This is a genomic window from Amycolatopsis thailandensis, from assembly GCF_042723255.1.
GTDB classification, from domain to species: Bacteria; Actinomycetota; Actinomycetes; order Mycobacteriales; family Pseudonocardiaceae; genus Amycolatopsis; species Amycolatopsis thailandensis.
On sequence record NZ_JBHXJK010000030.1, the window covers coordinates 40319 to 56320 of the forward strand.

The 16002-nt window shown below is 69.7% G+C and carries 11 protein-coding genes; 2 read left to right on the forward strand and 9 right to left on the reverse strand.

Annotated features, from left to right (window positions below; translation table 11 throughout):
- Nucleotides 1–141 precede the first annotated feature (141 nt).
- Entirely contained in the window at nucleotides 142–1302 is a 1161-nt protein-coding gene (locus ACFWMR_RS14755) for an HNH endonuclease signature motif containing protein (RefSeq protein WP_378378735.1), read from the reverse strand.
- A gap of 731 nt (nucleotides 1303–2033) precedes the next feature.
- Nucleotides 2034–2900, reverse strand: coding sequence for a DUF4394 domain-containing protein (locus ACFWMR_RS14760; RefSeq protein ID WP_093933140.1), 867 nt, complete (start codon nucleotides 2898–2900; stop codon nucleotides 2034–2036).
- A 157-nt stretch (nucleotides 2901–3057) separates the two neighbouring features.
- On the opposite strand from ACFWMR_RS14760, the gene ACFWMR_RS14765 reads away from it, so the two are divergent.
- Nucleotides 3058–3480 carry a hypothetical protein gene (locus tag ACFWMR_RS14765; RefSeq protein WP_378378711.1) on the forward strand — a complete coding sequence of 141 codons (423 nt, stop codon included), beginning with the start codon at nucleotides 3058–3060 and terminating at the stop codon, nucleotides 3478–3480.
- 1 nt (nucleotide 3481) lies between these two features.
- Here the strand turns inward: ACFWMR_RS14765 and ACFWMR_RS14770 are convergent, their stop codons facing one another.
- The 5 genes from ACFWMR_RS14770 to ACFWMR_RS14790 form a co-directional block, all read right to left on the reverse strand.
- On the reverse strand, nucleotides 3482–6496 hold the full coding sequence (locus tag ACFWMR_RS14770) for an AfsR/SARP family transcriptional regulator (RefSeq protein WP_378378712.1): 3015 nt from the start codon (nucleotides 6494–6496) through the stop codon (nucleotides 3482–3484).
- Nucleotides 6497–6561: 65 nt separating this feature from the next.
- Nucleotides 6562–10548 (reverse strand): TIGR02680 family protein, encoded by a 3987-nt coding sequence (locus ACFWMR_RS14775; RefSeq protein ID WP_378378713.1) that lies wholly within the window; start codon nucleotides 10546–10548, stop codon nucleotides 6562–6564.
- Nucleotides 10545–11765, reverse strand: coding sequence for a TIGR02678 family protein (locus ACFWMR_RS14780; protein ID WP_378378714.1), 1221 nt, complete (start codon nucleotides 11763–11765; stop codon nucleotides 10545–10547). Before ACFWMR_RS14780 ends, ACFWMR_RS14775 begins: the two co-directional genes overlap by 4 nt.
- Nucleotides 11762–13255 carry a TIGR02677 family protein gene (locus tag ACFWMR_RS14785; protein ID WP_378378715.1) on the reverse strand — a complete coding sequence of 498 codons (1494 nt, stop codon included), beginning with the start codon at nucleotides 13253–13255 and terminating at the stop codon, nucleotides 11762–11764. Before ACFWMR_RS14785 ends, ACFWMR_RS14780 begins: the two co-directional genes overlap by 4 nt.
- 86 nt (nucleotides 13256–13341) lie before the next feature.
- On the reverse strand, nucleotides 13342–13671 hold the full coding sequence (locus ACFWMR_RS14790) for a hypothetical protein (protein ID WP_378378716.1): 330 nt from the start codon (nucleotides 13669–13671) through the stop codon (nucleotides 13342–13344).
- Nucleotides 13672–13779: 108 nt separating this feature from the next.
- Here ACFWMR_RS14790 and msrA point away from each other — a divergent pair, with 108 nt between their 5' ends.
- On the forward strand, nucleotides 13780–14274 hold the full coding sequence (gene msrA, locus ACFWMR_RS14795) for a peptide-methionine (S)-S-oxide reductase MsrA (protein WP_208635905.1): 495 nt from the start codon (nucleotides 13780–13782) through the stop codon (nucleotides 14272–14274).
- Between the two features lie 20 nt (nucleotides 14275–14294).
- Here msrA and ACFWMR_RS14800 read toward each other — a convergent pair whose 3' ends face one another.
- Both ACFWMR_RS14800 and ACFWMR_RS14805 read right to left on the reverse strand, forming a co-directional pair.
- Nucleotides 14295–14765 carry a UPF0158 family protein gene (locus ACFWMR_RS14800; protein WP_378378717.1) on the reverse strand — a complete coding sequence of 157 codons (471 nt, stop codon included), beginning with the start codon at nucleotides 14763–14765 and terminating at the stop codon, nucleotides 14295–14297.
- Nucleotides 14766–14774: 9 nt separating this feature from the next.
- Nucleotides 14775–16001 carry a plasmid pRiA4b ORF-3 family protein gene (locus ACFWMR_RS14805; RefSeq protein WP_378378718.1) on the reverse strand — a complete coding sequence of 409 codons (1227 nt, stop codon included), beginning with the start codon at nucleotides 15999–16001 and terminating at the stop codon, nucleotides 14775–14777.
- Nucleotide 16002 lies beyond the last annotated feature (1 nt).

Below are 16002 nucleotides of genomic sequence, written 5' to 3' on the forward strand. Positions count from 1 at the left end.
GCGCGAGGACGGTGGCCTCAGGTCGGGGGATCCGGGGCGAGGACGGTTCGCGTGGGTGTCGCCGTTTTTCGGCAATGGCTTGCCGGTGGAGTGCGGGCAGGCTGACGCGTGCTGGTCGTCGCCGTTTTTCGGCAATGGTGCTCAGAACGGTGGTTCTTCTGGAGGGGTGCGAGGTGGGTGGAGTGGTGGTGGGGTGCTGTCGTAGGTCTGGCCGGTGGGGGTGGTGATGGTGAGGGTGCCGTCGGGGGTGAGGTGGTAGGTCCAGCCGGGTTCGTCTTTGAGGCGGTGGTCTCGGCGGCAGAGGTCGATGAGGTCGTCGGCGTTGGTGTGGCCACCGTGTTGCCAGGGCACCGCATGATCAAGGTCGCAGGCCTGTGCCGGGCGGTGGCAACCGGGTCTTCGGCATTCGCGGTCCCGGACCCGGACGAACTCGGCGACACCCGCGGTGGGCCGGTACCGCTCCCGCCCCAGGTCCAGCACCTGCCCGGAGAGGGGGTCGGTGATGATCCGGCGCAACACCGTGTCCGGGCCACTCGCGATATGCCGGGCCAACGCGGCCGGGAGATGGCCATGCCCGGCCATCTCCGCCGGGTCGTTGTTGAGGCCGAGGTAGGTGTCCAGGTCCATGTACAGGAACACCTCGGCGCGCTCACTCGTGCCGCCCTGCCCTCCGAGCAGGAGATCGAGGGCGATGTCCGCCCGCAGCTGATCCAGGGTGCGGGTCTCGCCACCGGTTCTGAGGGCTCTGGCTTCGCGGTCGATGCGCTGGTAGGCGGCGGTGACCTTCTCGGCGGGGCCGTCCTCGACCTCGATCGACGCGACCCCGGTCTCGCCTTGCCGCAGGCTGAGACGACGGCCCTCGCGAGAATGCTCGGCACGTTTGTCTGCGCCCTCGCGGTCGACTGAGATCGCCGCATTGCTCGCCGCTTTCCGCACCTGGGTCGAGTTTCTGTCCGGCAGGCGGTCTTCCAGCAGCGCGTCCGCGGCGAGCGCGTTCTCATCCGACAGCCACGCCGTCGCCGCGGCGACTTTCTGCGCGTTGAAACCGGCTAGCTTCCCCTCGTCCATCAGGTTCAGCGTGCGGGGCAGGCGAGTGGTCAACGCCTCCGCGGCGGCGACCATCGCCCCCGCATGATTGTCCACAAGGGACAACTCGAGCGCGACCTCCTGGACCACGCTCCGCGCCCCCTCACGATGCCGGCTCAGCTGAGCCAGCGCCCTGAACCGGACCGCCTCCAACCGCGCGATCCCCGCCGACGCCGCTTGCGCCAGAGCGACACAATCGTTGTCCTCCAACGACAAAACAGCGGCATTCACCGAACCCAAGACAACCGGATCGGCGAGCTCTTCCAAAATTGCCACAGCAGTGGCCGTAGATGTGTCCACCCGACGACCATACGACCGGCCACCGACAATTCCGGTTCATCAGACGCCACAAAGCATTGCCGTTTTTCGGCAACGGTCGGGGCTGTCTCTGGTTCGTATCGCCATCGCGCCCTGCCTACCGCTCCAGGCCTTCCGGATGTTGCCGTTTTTCGGCAGCAAAGCCAAGGAGTAGCCCCGAGGTCTTCCGTGCGGCGATAGCCCACAAGGTATTGCCGATTTCCGGCAACGGCAGGGAACCCGGCCGCCCGCTGCAAGACTCTCTCAAGTGCCACCGCCGGTGCGTCGCCGATTTCCGGCAATAAAGCCAAGGGTGGCAAGCTCGTGACCTCGGCGACGGAACAAAGGCCAGGAATAGGCGACACTGCGGATCACGAAGACCGCGTACCGTGGCTCGGCGCGGTCTGATGGGGCGGCGGTGTCGCGAAAGCCACTTTCGGGACACCAGACGTCCCGAAAGTGGCTTTCGCGTCCCCTCCCCGAGGCCGGCAGAGCCAAAGCCATTGCCGATTTCCGGCAACGACCGGCAGCAACCGAAAACGAAAGAAAAGAAAACCCGCCCGCCGAAAGAACGACCGCATGGCGGCCCGGCGTTCGGTCAGGACCGAGAACCGAAACACCGGACAGCCACCCAGCCCGGCCCGGCCGGATCAGTACGTGTCGAGGGCGACCGCGACGTCCCCGATCGGCAGCGGGAAGTCGCCGATCTTGGTCGCCGCACCGGTCAGCAGGTTGACGTTGGAGAACGTCGACGGACCGGTCGCCGGATTGAGCACGGCGTACGCGGTCGCCGAAGTGGTCTTGCCGTTGGTCAGATCGCTGTAGATGTCGAGGCCCGCGACAGGGCCGGTGTCGACGCCGAGAGCGCCGGTCGGGCTCAGGAAGCCGAGGTTGGCGGGCGACTGGATGAGCAGCTGGTCGGAGTTCGTCCCGATGTCGAACAGGGTGGTCGCGGTGTCGGGGTTGAGGTCGTTGTTCGTGTAGGCGGCGGCCGTGACTCCCCGGGTGGGGCCGCCCAGGGGTGGCGTGGTCAGGATGGTGTCTTCGGTGGTGACGTGGTCACCGAGGTTGTGCCGCAGGTTCTGGCCGGTGTCGCTGATCACCCGCAGCCGGTCGGCCGCCGGGTTGAAGTCGACGCCGAAGTTCGTGCCGTACAACGGAACGCTCAGTTGCGAAACCTTCGTGACGACGACATCCGGTGTCGCCGGCGGGGTCTTGATCGTGTAGATGCAGCCTTTGTTCCCCACGCCGTACAGCAAGCCGTTCTGGACCCGGAAGTCGATCCCGATCAGGGCGGTCTCCCCGCAGGTGAGGCCCTGCACGAGCCGGACCCAGTCGAGCACCTGGGGTTTGTCGGTGGAGAAGTAGGCCATCAGCTTGCCGTCCGTCGAGATCGCGAACGCCTGCGGGGCGGCGGCCTGCGCCGCACTCACGTTCGCGGTCCCCACGACGAGCGCCGCCGCGACGGTCACCGTGGTGGCCGTCGCGACCATGGCTCTTTTCAGCTGTTCCTTCATCAGTACTCCCTCGCCGGAAACTGGTGTGATCACAAGCTATTGGGCGGCACTGGACGGCCATTGGACGTCGATTGGATACGGCGTCCGGCTTCTTGCGGCCGACGGGAACCGGCGGAACAGTGGAACGACGACGGATTCAGGGGGAGCGATGACGATCATGAGCGTTCTCGCCGGGTCGGCGGTCCTGTGCGCCGGGCTCACGTTCACCGCCGCCGGCGAGGCGAACGCCGACCGGGAATGCGCGGCCGGTGTCAAGATCATCAAACCGGTCGTGCTCGAAGACCCGGGGAAGTGGACCTACACCTACAACCTTTCGTGGTGCGCGGACGGCGGCGCGGTCGTCTGGGTCGCTCCCGCGGTGACCGCGAAGGTGCACACGCCCGCCTGCCGCTGGGTCGGCCGGATCGAGGAGGCGGTGCGGCCGATCAAGGACGAACGCGGCCGGTGGACCGCGTTCGACATGAGCGAGTTCTCCTGCGCCGACAGCGCGGGCAAGGAGCACGGCGTCAATCCGTGGGTCGTCGTCACCTTCGAGCCCGCGGGCAGGTACGACACCACCAGCGGCATCGCCGCGGCGTGACTCAGGAGCGGAGGATGGACTCGACGGCCGCCGTCGCCCGTTTTCGCAGCGCGCCGTAGCCCGCCCGGCCGGCCAAAGAAAGCGCCTGCCGGGCCTGGCCGAGGTCACCGGTGGCGGTGGCGAGCCCGAGGAGCGCGTCGACTTCGGGATACCGGTCGCCGGTTTCCCGCAGCAGCGCCAGGGCCTGTCGGTACCGGCGGACGGCGTCCTGCCGGTGGCCCGCGCGCCGATGCACGCTCGCGAGCGCGACGAGCGCTTCGCCCTCGCCTCGCGGTTCGCCGGTCTCCCGCGCGAGCCGCAGCCCTTCACGCGCGTGGTCGAGCGCGTCGGTCAGCCTGCCGAGGTCGCAGTACACCGAGGCGAGCCTGCCGAGCGTTTCCGCCTCGCCGGCGCGGTTCCCGGCCTCGCGGTGCAGGGCCAGCGCCTTGACGAGCAGGCCCGCCGCCTCGGTGACCCGGCCGCGAGCGTGCTGCACCTGGCCGAGGTTGGCCAGGTTGATCGCCTCGCCGTAGCGCGAACCCATCCCGCGATACCGGCGCAAGGCCTGGAGATAGTGCGACGCCGCCCCGCGCAGATCGCCCATCTCCCAGAGGACGAGCCCCAGATTGCCCAGCGCGACGGCTTCCCCGGCGGGTTTGCCCGCGCGTTTGCTCAGCTCCAGCCCCCGGGAGAACCGCACCGCGGCGGCCGGAAGCCGTCCGGACTGCCAGTACACACAACCCAGATTGCCCAGTACCGCGGCCTGCGCCTCGAGCCAGCCCGCGCGCCGGGCGAGCACGAGAGCGCCGGTGTAGTGCCGGACGGCCTCCCGGTACCGCCCCTGGCGGAAACTCAAGTCGGCGAGACTGAACCGGGCGGAGGCGCGGGCGCGGCGATCGCCGTCCTCTTCGGCGGCGGACAGCGCGGCCCCGGCGGCCGCCCGCCATTCCACCTGGCGCAACGACATCCAGAAGTAGCCGCGCAGGGTGTCGGCCAGCAGCCAGGCCACCGGCAGCGGCCCGGTCCGCGCCGCGTCCTCGACGACGGCGACCAGGTTGCCGAGCTCGGCCTCCAGCCATTCCGCCGCGTTCTCCTTCGAGGCGGCGGGAACCGGGCCGTCGGGCACGGACAGCGGAAGCCGGAACATGTGCGGGTAAACGATCTTCGCCGCGTTGTCGGCGCCACGCAGGTACCACTCGTGGAACCGGAGGCGGGCGGACGCGCTTTCGGATGGGGATTCCGTCGACGTCAGGCGATCGGCGGCATAGCGGCGGAGCAGGTCATGGAAGTGGTAGCGATCCGGCGCGTGCTGCTCGACGAGGTGCGCGCCCGCGAGCGTGTCCAGGATCGCGCCCGCCCGCTCCGCGCCGGTGAGGACCTCGACCGCTTCGGCGCCGATGTCGTTGCCCGGCACCAGGCTCAGCAGCCGGAACACCCGGCGCGTCTGGGCGGGCAAGGCCGCGTAAGACAGGTCGAACGCGGTCCGGACGGCGATCTGCTCGTCACCCGGCACCGTGAGCGCGGCCAGCAGATTGCCCTTGCGCAGCTCGATGGCGTAGTCCTCGACGCCCTTCCCGGGGTTGTCGGCGAGGTTGGCCGCGGCGATCCTCAGCGCCAGCGGCAGATACGCGCACAGCCCGGCCACCTCGGCGGCCGCTTCGTGCTCGGCGCGGACCCACTCGGGGCCGAGCACCCGCGCGAGCAACTCCAGCGCCTCGCCGGGATCCAGCATGCCCAAGGTCAGCCGCCGGGCGCCGTGCAGGGCGACCAGGGCGGTCATCCGGTCCCGGGCGGTGACCAGCACCAGACAGCCCGGTCCGGCGGGCAGCAACGGCCGGATCTGGTCCAGGTCGACGGCGTTGTCCAGCAGTACCAAGGCCTTCCGGTCGGTCATCAGTGTCCGGTAGAGCGCGGACGCGGTCTCCGTGTCGGCGGGCAGGCGTTCGGCGGGGACCTCCAGCGCGGACAGGAACCGGGTGAGCACTTCGAGCGCCGTCGCGGGCGGGCCGGGCGAATGGCCGCGCAGGTTCGCGTAGAACTGCCCGTCAGGAAACCGGTCCTTGACGCGGTGCGCCCAGTGCACGGCCAGCGCGGTCTTCCCGGCACCCGCGATCCCGGTGACGGCCGCGAGCGCCACCGTGCCGCCGGAACCGCCCGCCCTCGGCACCAGTTCGTCCAAAATGGACAGTTCGGTGGTCCGGCCGGTGAAGCCGGGCGGTTCGGCGGGCAACTGCCGGGGGACCCGGGCGACGGAACGCGGGACGGGCGGTGAAGACCCGTCGTCGAGTAGCGCGGCGTGCGCGGCGAGGAGTTCGGAGCCGGGTTCGACGCCCAGTTCTTCGACGAGCCGGCCGCGAACCTCCTGATACAGCCGGAAAGCCGTCGCCCGCTGGCCCGCGCCGTGGTACGCGCGGATCAGCCTGGCCTGGGCGGGCTCGTCGAGCGGCTGATCCGCGGCGGCCTCGACCAGTTCGGTCAAGACCTCGTCGGCCGCGCCGATGGCGAGCATCGCGTCGCCGTACCTGGCGAGCAGCGCGCGGCGTTCCGCGACCAGGGCCACGACCTTCGGATGTGTTGCGAGCGAGGGGATGTCGGCGAGCGGTTTGCCACGCCACCAGCGCAGCGCCTCGCCGAGCAGGGCCGCGGCACGGGCTGTCTCGCCTTCGCGCTGAGCCTCGTTCGCCTCGGCGGCGAGCCCCCGGACGTGGGGAAGGTCGATCTCGACGACGTCCCAGCGCAGCGCGTACCCACCGCCGACGTACGGCAGGATCTCGCTCCCGGACCGGGACGGACGGCCGGGTTCCAGCAACCGGCGCAGGTGTTTGACGTGGGTCTGGAGGACGTTCACCGCGCTGCGCGGCGGCCGGTCACCCCAGAACGCGTCCACCAGGTCCTGCTTGGACATCGCCTCGCCGCCGGCGAGGACCAGCAACCCGAGGACGGCACGGCGGGCGGGTGGACCGAGGTCGAGTTCCACCCCGTCGAGCCATACGCGCAGCGAACCGAGCACTTGGATCCGCACAGCCGTCGGCGCCACTGGCAGGAACGTAGCGAGCCGTCCCGCGCCGCACAAGGAAGAACGGCGGAAAGGGGCCGCTCAGGCTAACGAGGTTCGGCGGGCAGGAGGTCGTGACCGTTCCAGGTGAACCGGGCCGTGGTGACCGCGTCGTCGCCGTCGCCGCCGGTGATGAGCTGATGGATCCCGACGCCGCCGAGTTCGGCGTAGGTGCACCACTCGTGGTCCGACGTCAGCATCAGGTCGAGGTCGAGCGCGGACAGCAGGCCGAACACCTGCCCCCGGTTGGTGGTGTCGACGCCGACGAACACCTCGTCGAGCAGGATCACCCTCGGCGCCTCTGGCGCGGCCTGGTAGTGCGCGGCGACGGCGGCGAACAGCGGCAGATGCAGCGCGATCGCCTTCTCCCCACCGGAAAGCGCGCCGTGCAGCTTCTTGGTCAGCAGCTGCCAGCCCGCCCCGTTCGCGCGGTCCACCTTGACCACGAACCGGTGCCAGGACGTGTAGTCGAAGACCTGCGCGAGCTGCTGCTCCCAGCTGGTCGCGGTGTCGTCCGCCTTCGCCTGTTCGACGCGTTCGCGGAAGAACTTGTGCAGCGACGCGCGGTCCTCGGTGGTCAGCTCGTCCGGATCCTTCAGCAGCAGGTCCCGCGCGGTCTTGGTGCCCGGCGGCAGGTCCGGGGAGACCTGCCAGACCAGCCGGACGGCGACCCGGGACGCGGTCCGCACCCGTTCCAGCCGCGCGTTCATCCCGTCGACCAGGTCGTTGGCCTGGCGGATGCGGGCCGCGAGATGGCGGCGGGTCTCCCCGGTCAGCGTCTTGTCGAACAGGTCGCTCTCGCGGCCGCTGATCTCGTGCCTGCTCTGTTCCGCTTCGGCGTAAAGGATCTTCAGCAGTTCGGCCGCGCCGACCCGCAGCCCGTCGACGACCGCGGTGAAGATCTGGACGTCCTCGTCGGTCTCCAGATCGAGTTCCGCGCGCGAGCTGAGCGTGTTCCGGCAGGTGTGCACGGCCTCGGAAAGCCGGTGCAGCGCCTCGCCGAGGTTGCCCGTCGCGTGCGGCACGGACGGCCACGCCGCGGCCACCAGGCGGGCCGTGTCGAGCGCTGACCGCACCCCTTCGGAGGCGGACAGGGTGGCCTGGAACTTCGGCAGGTCCTCGATCCCGCCGTCCGCGGGGAAGATCCCGGTGGCGAGCTTGCGGAACCGGAGCGCGGCGGCGTCCTGCCGCTTGGTGGCGTCCTCGCGGGCCCGCGCGTCGGTCGTGCGCCGGACGCCGAGCGCGCCCAGCGACACGGCCAGCTCCTTGGCCCGCGCGTTCGCGGCACGCAGTTCGCCGAAGAGATCACGCAGTTTCGTGCGCAGACCGTCGATCTCGGCGAGCACTTCGCGCTGGCCGGTCCCGACGGATCCCTCGATCGCGTCGAGCATCGCGGTGAGCTTGGTGCGTTCGACCTCCGCTTCGGACGCCTCGTCTTCGCGGCGGGCCGCGTTCCCCTCGGACCGGTCGGCCTGTTCGGCGAACGTCTCCGCCCGCTGGGTCGCCGTGCGCAGGTTCCCGTTCTCGTACAACCAGTTCTCGCCCTGGTCGGAGTAGGTCCGCAGGGCCGTGGCGAGCGCGGCCAGCGGCGCGCGCTCGGTCGGCAGGCCGCTCTCCGACGCCTGGCCGGTCAGCTCGTGCAGAGCGGTCTTGGCCTCGGACTCCAGCGCGGAGACGGTCGTCTCCAGATGCCGGACGGAGGCGTCGGCGGCGGTCAGATCGGCCTCGGCCGTGGTCATTTCCCCAGTCGCGACAAGGAGATCTTCGTGACCGGGGCGGGCGGCGCGTTCGATCTTGATCAGTTCGCGCCTGCCGCGCAGCGCGGCCAGATCGCCTTCCAGTTCGGCGATGGTCTTCTCACGACCGGCGATCTCGTCCCGCAGTTCGGCGATCCGGCGTTCCCGGGCGCGCGACCGGGCGGACGCGCCGATGTAGGCCGGGGCGTCCTTCGTCCAGCTGCCCGACAGGCTGCCCATCCGCCAGCCGCCGTCCGCGCCGATCGCGGCGGGCCCGGCGGGAAGGACGTCGTCGAACGCGATCACTTCCAGTACCCGCCGGACCTTCGCGGGGGAGAGTTCCGCGTCGAGTTCCGGCACGAGGACGTCGGCGAGCGAACGGGGGGAAGCGATCGGCAGCGACCCGGTCTCCAAGAGCACGTCGTGCCCCTCGACGACACCGTGGGAGTTCACCCAGGCGTCCAGGAGCCCGGCGCTTTCGAGCGCTGCCTCGATCCCGGCGCGCGTGCTTTCCGGGAGAGAGCCGGCGAAATCGACCAGCCGCCACAACGGCGCGCCGCTCATCTCGGCCCGGTCCGCCGTCCGGGTGCGCGGCGACTCGGGTTCGAGGACGTCCTCCGTTTCGAGGACGCCCGCCTCGACGAGGAGTTCGTCGTGCTCGGCGCGCGCGGTGGCCAGCGCGGCGCCGGTCGCCGCTTCCCGGCGGATGATGTCTTCGAGGACGGTCTCGGCGACCGCGCTGATCCTGCCCACCAGCGCGACTTCCGCCTCGGCGTCGCGCACGAGCGCTTCCACGTCGGGGAACCGCAGCTCGCGGCATCCGATCGCCCATTCGGCGAGCCGGGTGCGCAGATCGCTCAGCGCGAGCTCGCGGGTCGCCGTCGTGAGATCCAGCTTCTCCTGCGCGGCCGCGAAATCCGACCGCACCCGGTCCAGATCGGCCTCGGCCTGGTGACGGCGGCCGACGGCGCGCTCGTGCTTGTCCAGCGCCCGGCCGACCGTTTCGACCTGGTCGCGCTTGCCGCGGACGGCGGCTTGCAGCAACGGACGGAGCCGCGCCGGTTCATCCAGCCCGGCGACGAGTTCGTCGTGCACCCCGGCCAGATTCGCGCGGGTCGCGGCGGACCGGACCTCGGTCTCCTGCGCGCGGACGAGGTCGGCCTGCCGTTTCGCGACCTGCTTCGCCGCTCGCGCTCGCTCCTCGTCGGCGTCCGCCTCGGCCCGGAGACGGTCGGCGTCGGCGCGGAGCGTTTCCGCCTTTTCCTTCGTGGACAGGGTCCGCTGCCGCAGCTTGTCGAGCTCCTGGCCCTTTTGGTACGACTCGGATTCGGTCAGCCCGGAGAGACGGGCTTCGGTCTCCTCGACGTCCTTTTCGAGCTTCGCCGCCAGCTCCTCGGCGGCCTTCTTCTTCGCGGCGACCTCGTCGTGCTCCTCGGCCGAACGGCGGGCGGCCGCGGCGAGGTCGTCGAGTTCACCGGTCGCGGCGATGAGGTTCGCGGCGCCCGCGCGCAGGACACGCTGGGCGTAGGTCTTCTGCCGCGCGGCGAGCGCGCGGGTCGCGTCGACCTCGGTCTCCAGCGAGCCCAGCCGTTCGCGCTGCGCGTCGAGCCGTTCGAAACCCTCGGCGAGATCCGCGATCTCCTGCTGTCCCAACGGCGGGAGCGCGCGGGAGAGCAGGTTGGACAGCAGGCTGGGGTCGAGCCGCTGCGAGAGTTTGGGCATCCGCAACTGGAGCAGCGCGGTGATCAGCGCGTCGTAGCGCTGCTCGCTCAAGGTCGGGAACAACTTCGCGCGGATCTCCGCGCGGTATTCGGCCGCGCCGGCGTGCACGGTGCCGTGTTCGCCGAGGGTCTCCTCCAGCGCGTTCTTGGTCAGCGGCTGGCCTGCCTCGTTGACCAGCGGAAGGCCGTCGCCGACGCGCAGTCCGGTGGTGAAGAAGTCGGCGTGCACCGTGCTGGTGTGCGTGCTGGCCTGAAGCCGCGCGCCGCAGGTGAACCATTTGTCACCGGCCATGCCGAATTCGAGCCAGACGAACCCGACGCGCGTGGCGCCGGAAGCGCCTTCGCCCATCAGGTTCCAGTGCATGCTGCGTTCGCTGGTGCCGAAGGTCGACAGCCGGTTCGCGCGCAGGCTCGCGTCGAACAGGAACGGCAGCAGCAGCTCCAGCGCCTTGGACTTCCCGCTCCCGTTCGGGCCGCGCAGCAGCAGGCGCCCGTCGTGGAACTCGAAGATCTCGTCGTAATAGCGCCAGATGTTGAGGATGCCCGCGCGGGACGGGACCCACCTCGTCACGGTCACGGCGCCTCCTCGTTTCGGTCGGTGTACCTCGCGGCGGCCGGGAGCGGCCGGACGAGTTCGGCTTCGGCGCGGACCAGTCTGAAACCGGTCAGCACGGCGAGCGCGTCGACGGTCAGCCGTCGCACGCCGTCCTTGCCCCGGTAGGTCTTGGCCCAGCGCGGGAACCGTTTCAGCAGTTTGGCCGTCGCGTTGCGCAGGTAGTCGGTCGTCCGCGGCTCGTCCAGCGCGTCGAGCAGCAGGAGCGCGGCGACCTTGGCGTTGCTGCCGTCGTCCGGGAACCGCTCGTCGGTGGCCAGCCCGTCGACGTCGACGAGCAGCACGCCCTCCGCGCGTTCTTCCAGCACGAAACCGCCCTGCTCCGCGGCGCGGCGCAGCAACTGGCGCCCGGTCGGGGTGCCGAGGTACGCGCGTTCCTCCGCGGTCAGTTCGGCGAAGTACAGCACCGGGTCGTCGACGAGACGACGGAAGACGGTGTGCCGGAGCCACAGGTTCCGCTGCACGTCGGACGCGCTCGGCGTGTCCTCGTGGCGGCCTGACGAGAGGCCGTAGCGCTGCTCGTGCGACACCGCCTCCAGCAGTTCCTCGAACCGCAGCGCGACGTCGTCGGCGGGCACGGCCAGCTGTGAAGGCCCGACCGGCGCGGCGAGCATCCGCAGCAACAGGGTCGCGTCGACCCGGAACAGCACCTTCGCGGTCGTGTCGTCCACAAAGGACTCCGCGTCCCCGTCGGCGGTTTCGAGGACGCCGTAGGACTCCAGCAGTTTGAGGACGTCCACGAACGCGAGACGCTCGGCCCGGGAGGCGACCTCGAACGTGGTCACCAGGTCGTCGGCCGCGCTCGCCCTCGCAACACGGTCGGCGAGCAGGCCGATGGTGGTCACCGGCACCGTCAGGAGTTCGGCCGCCGCCACGCACAGCAGGACGTAGCGACGGCGGTCGAAGGCCGCGCGGCCGGACCGCAGCCGCCGGGCGGGACGGCTGGGATCGGCGGCGGCGCGGACCTTGACCAGCCGGGCGTAGCCGAGCCGGGGTTCGACGGTGAGGGTCCAGCCGCAGTAGTAGTCGAACCACTGCCGGATGGGCTCGCGGCGGCGGCGGATGAGGTCGAAGGTCTCGGGGGAGCCGCGTTCGCCGATGAGCGGGGTGGCCAGCAGGGCCCGGATCCCGCGTGCGACCTCTTCGCGCTCCGCGATGACCAGTTGGTTCGTAAGGCTCACGCACCGCCTCCGGCCGTGCTGATCTCGATCTCGTAGTCGGGGCCGCGGAAGACCCCGCTCGTGGTGGTCAGGCGCGCGACCGCGCCGTTGGGTGCCGGCCGCAGGACGATCTCGATCTGCCCGTCCGACGTCGTGCTCCGCCGGGTGCCGTCCGCGCCGACAGCGCTGCCCAGTGCCTGCCCCAGCAGGTCGAGCAGGCGTTCGAAAACGGTGTGGTCCAGCTTCTCGAACGCCGAAAGCCGCACGACCCCACCGGTGTCGAGCATGCTCCACGCGGCTTCGAGCTCGGCGCGTTCTTCCTGGGCTCGTACCGCTCTCGCCGCTCGGAGCGCGGTGACGTCGCGGACGCGTCCGGTCCTGGTGAAGCGTTCGGTGCGGCCCGCCGACCGGAGCAGCTCCGAGACTTCCACCGGCGGCGCGTCGAGCCACGACGCCGTCGTGCTGACCACTTCCGGGTCTGCGTGGGCGAGATGCGCGTGCCGCGCGGAGCTGAGCCCGAACATGGTGGACCACAGGCGATGCAGGTCCTCCTGAGCCGGGACGACGGTGAACCAGCGCGCCAGCTCACGGAAATCGGCGACCGCGCTGCTCGCCCGCCGCCGCGACTCGGTGATCCGGTCCAGCACCTGAAGGAGCGTGACGATCGCCCGCCGCGAGACCTGGTGAAGGTCCTCCACTCGCGGCGTCGCCCCGTCTTCGGGCAGGAACCACGCGCGAAGCCCGTCCCAGCGGGCCTTGCGGACGGTGAGCCAGCGCTGATCCGGATTCGGCAGTGCCGCGCCGTTGAGCGCCCGCCGGTGCACGCGGTCGATGCCGTGGTCGTCGATCTCCTTGATGCGGGTGGCGATCGTATGGGTGTGGTGCTCCAGGTCGTTCAGGAACTCCTGGAGATACGCGACCGTGGACGCCTTGACCTCGTGAAACGTCGCGAGGTCGGCCTCGGCGTGCAGCAGGCGCTGGAGGTCGCCGTTGAAGCGCTTCGTGTTGTCGCGGAACGCCTCGAGGTGGCTCTCGACCTCGGTGAGCGTGCTGAACACGCGCCTGTCGGTGCCGTCTTCGAGCTGCTTCGCGAGCTCACCGAGCCGCTCGCCCAGCGCTTCGAGCGTCGCTGTCTGGAGCGCCCCTGTCGCGTTGAGTACCTCGTTCGCGCGGACCGCGCCCGCGTACGCCGCTTCGCCCAGCCTGGTCAGTGAGTACTGGAGGTTGCGGCGCTCGTACTCGGACGCCGTACGGTAATCGCCCGCGTGGTTCTGGACGACGTCGAGGAGCTTGTCGTTCCGCAGCTGGTCCAGCGCGCTGACCAGGTCTTCGTCGGCCAGCGTCTCCAGCCAGCCGACGGCTCGCAGCTCCGTGCGGACGTCGTCGATGCCGAGCGCCGTCTCGAGCCGCTCGTTCGCCTCGCCGAAGGCGTGCAGGATCGCCAGGGGGAGCCCGGATCTGCTGCCGTCGGTGAAACGGAACAGGTCGGGCGGTACACGGAACGGATCCATGCGTCCTCCGGCGGATATGCGTGGGGTACCACGTTAGGGGGTCACCCAGGCGAGTCTGAACGGCCCATACTTTTTACGCTGAGTGCTCACGTGGTGAACAACTCGAGGCGCACCGTGGTCCCTTGCACGGTGACCTCGCGGTACACACGACGGCCGTCGATGAGCTGGTCGTCCTTGAGGACACCGGGTGCGAAGCGCGACGCTTCGAGCAGCTTGGGCACGTCCTCCGGCGGCAGGGTCAGGACGACCACGTAGCGCGCGTCGATGCCCCGGTCGTACTGCGTCTCCAGCACCTTGCCGCTCGCGGGCATCGAGATCCCGCCGAACTTGAAGGCCTCTTCGGGCTTCGGCGCTTCTGGTGGCGTCGCGCAGCCGGCGAGCAGGAGGAGGGCGAGGGCGGCGAGCAGGAGCTTCACCTAGCGTGAGACGCGCGGGGGACGTAAGCGTTCCGTCACACTTGGACGGGGATGACAGGGAGGGTGCGACACGTTGTACTGGGTGTCAACGACCAGAGGAGATCAACAGTGACGGAAAAGGCTGTTCTCGCGGGCGGCTGCTTCTGGGGCATGCAGGACCTGTTCCGCCGGCACCCCGGAGTCGTCTCCACCAGGGTCGGCTACACCGGCGGCGACGTGCCGAACGCGACCTACCGCAACCACGGCTCGCACGCCGAAGGCATCGAGATCGTCTTCGACCCGGCCCAGCTCTCGTACCGCCAGATCCTGGAGTTCTTCTTCCAGATCCACGACCCGACGACCCGTAACCGTCAGGGCAACGACATCGGCGCGAGCTACCGGTCGGCGATCTACTTCACCGACGACACGCAGAAGCAGGTCGCCGAACAGACGATCGCCGACGTCGACGCCTCCGGCAAGTGGCCGGGCAAGGTCGTCACCGAGGTGACCCAGGCCGGTGACTTCTGGGAAGCCGAGCCCGAGCACCAGGACTACCTGGAGCGCATCCCGAACGGCTACACCTGCCACTACGTGCGGCCGGAATGGCAACTGGGCGAGCGCTGATCGTGTCCCGGCCTGCTCGTTCAGGGCAGGTCGGGATCCGGATGTCCCGTGGCGAACCGGTCGGCGCTGCCCTCGTCGACGAGGGCGTTGTCGGCGAGCCACTCGACCGCGCGCCGCTTCGCGCGGTTGTCGCTGAAGGTGTTCCACACGGGAACAAGGTGCGGGTGCCGGTCGTGCAACTCGTTCCCGAACCGGCGGAAGGCGCCCTTGCCCCTGAGGGCCCTCGATAGCCGTTCGCCTGCTCGTTCGTCGCTGATACCCGCCGCGAAGTCGACCATGTCCTGGTACCAGACCGAAGATGGCAAAGGCTCGATGACGACCAGGTCCACGTCGTCGAGGTCGATGGGATTCCTGCCGTCGATCCCGCCGTCCCGTGTCCAGTAGCCCATCTCGCCGGTCCGCGGGTCGACCAGGTGAAAGTTCTCGTAGTCGGTCTGGTCCTGCAGGGCCATCGCGATGTCGCCGATGGCGAACTTGTCCAAGCCGGGCATGCGTCCAACCTATCGCCGCACGGCGAGGCGCTGGTTCGTCTCTTCGAGGCTGAAGCGCGCAGGGTCGAATCGGCCTGGGTCATCGAGACCGAGCCAGCCGACTATGTCCTGGTGCTCCGGGTGCCCGGGGTCGCCGAGGATCTGGATCAGCCGGGCATACCCGCCGGTTCCGCCGACGTCCTCCGGCGGGCACGCCGCTTGGCCCGCGACGCACCGCGGGTAGCGCCCGTCAGCCGTGGCGACCGTGGCTTCCTCGACGAGGATCTCGTGGTCCCAGCTGTCGCCGAAGTCGTAGTTGTACAAGAGGCGGCCGCCGGGCTTCACGAGGTCGTCCAGCCGCACTTTCCGTTCGTCGCGGTACTGCAGTTCGGGCTCGGCTTCGCCGTAGTACGTCTGGCCATCGACGAAGTTGTGCAGGTGGTAGTTGTCCCAGCCCATCGCGGCCTGGATGACCACGTGCAGCCGGTCGAGCCGGATGCCCGCCGGAACCAGCACCCGCCGCCACACCGGGAGACTTTCGATCTCAAGCAGAGTGATCTTGACCTGGTAGATCGGATCACCGGCCTCCGGCTCGCCCAAAAGTCGTCGCATACCCGATCGGCCGAGCTCGGTCAGCTCGGCCGATTTGTCTCGCAGGGTCACGGCTCCCAATCGCTGAAGGGCATCAAGTACCTCCTTGGTGTCGCGGTCGGTCGTGATGCGCAGGGTTTCGAGCTGCAATTCGGTGAGATCGTCGAGGACGTAAGGCGCACTCACCACGTTCCAGACCGTCGCGCACACGCTCCCGATGTCGACGGCGCCCTCGGCGTTGTACAACGAGGTCAAGGCCGCGCGACTACCGTCGGCGAACTCCGGCCGCAGCAGTGACTCGCCGAAACCCGGGTGCAGAAATGCTTCGCCCACCTGGTCGAACCCGGTGAACAGCGCGAGCCACAGCTTTTGCGGGTCATCAAGCAGCGCCTGGTTCTTCTTCACCGGCACCAGCCGTTGCCCTGTCTTGCGGACCAGCCGCGCAGACTTGGCGCATTCCACGACGAGCATCAGGTTGGGCAGATGCTCGCTCGATCTGGTTCGGTACACGTGGTCGCCGATAGTCTTCTCGAGCACGTCGCCGGTCTTCAGCAACGGCACCAGAACTTTGGCATCGGCCAAAGTGAGACGCCCGGTCTGAGTGAGCTTGCGCCCCGCGCCCACCCATTCGGTGAACGCGCGCACCTGCTCGACCAGTTCAGCCATG

Bases quoted from the DNA above. Each gene is read 5' to 3' on its own strand.
- ACFWMR_RS14760 (WP_093933140.1), bottom strand. From the start codon at position 2,900: ATGAAGGAACAGCTGAAAAGAGCCATGGTCGCGACGGCCACCACGGTG.
- ACFWMR_RS14765 (WP_378378711.1), top strand. From the start codon at position 3,058: ATGAGCGTTCTCGCCGGGTCGGCGGTCCTGTGCGCCGGGCTCACGTTC.
- ACFWMR_RS14785 (WP_378378715.1), bottom strand. From the start codon at position 13,255: ATGGATCCGTTCCGTGTACCGCCCGACCTGTTCCGTTTCACCGACGGC.
- ACFWMR_RS14800 (WP_378378717.1), bottom strand. From the start codon at position 14,765: ATGCCCGGCTTGGACAAGTTCGCCATCGGCGACATCGCGATGGCCCTG.
- ACFWMR_RS14805 (WP_378378718.1), bottom strand. From the start codon at position 16,001: ATGGCTGAACTGGTCGAGCAGGTGCGCGCGTTCACCGAATGGGTGGGC.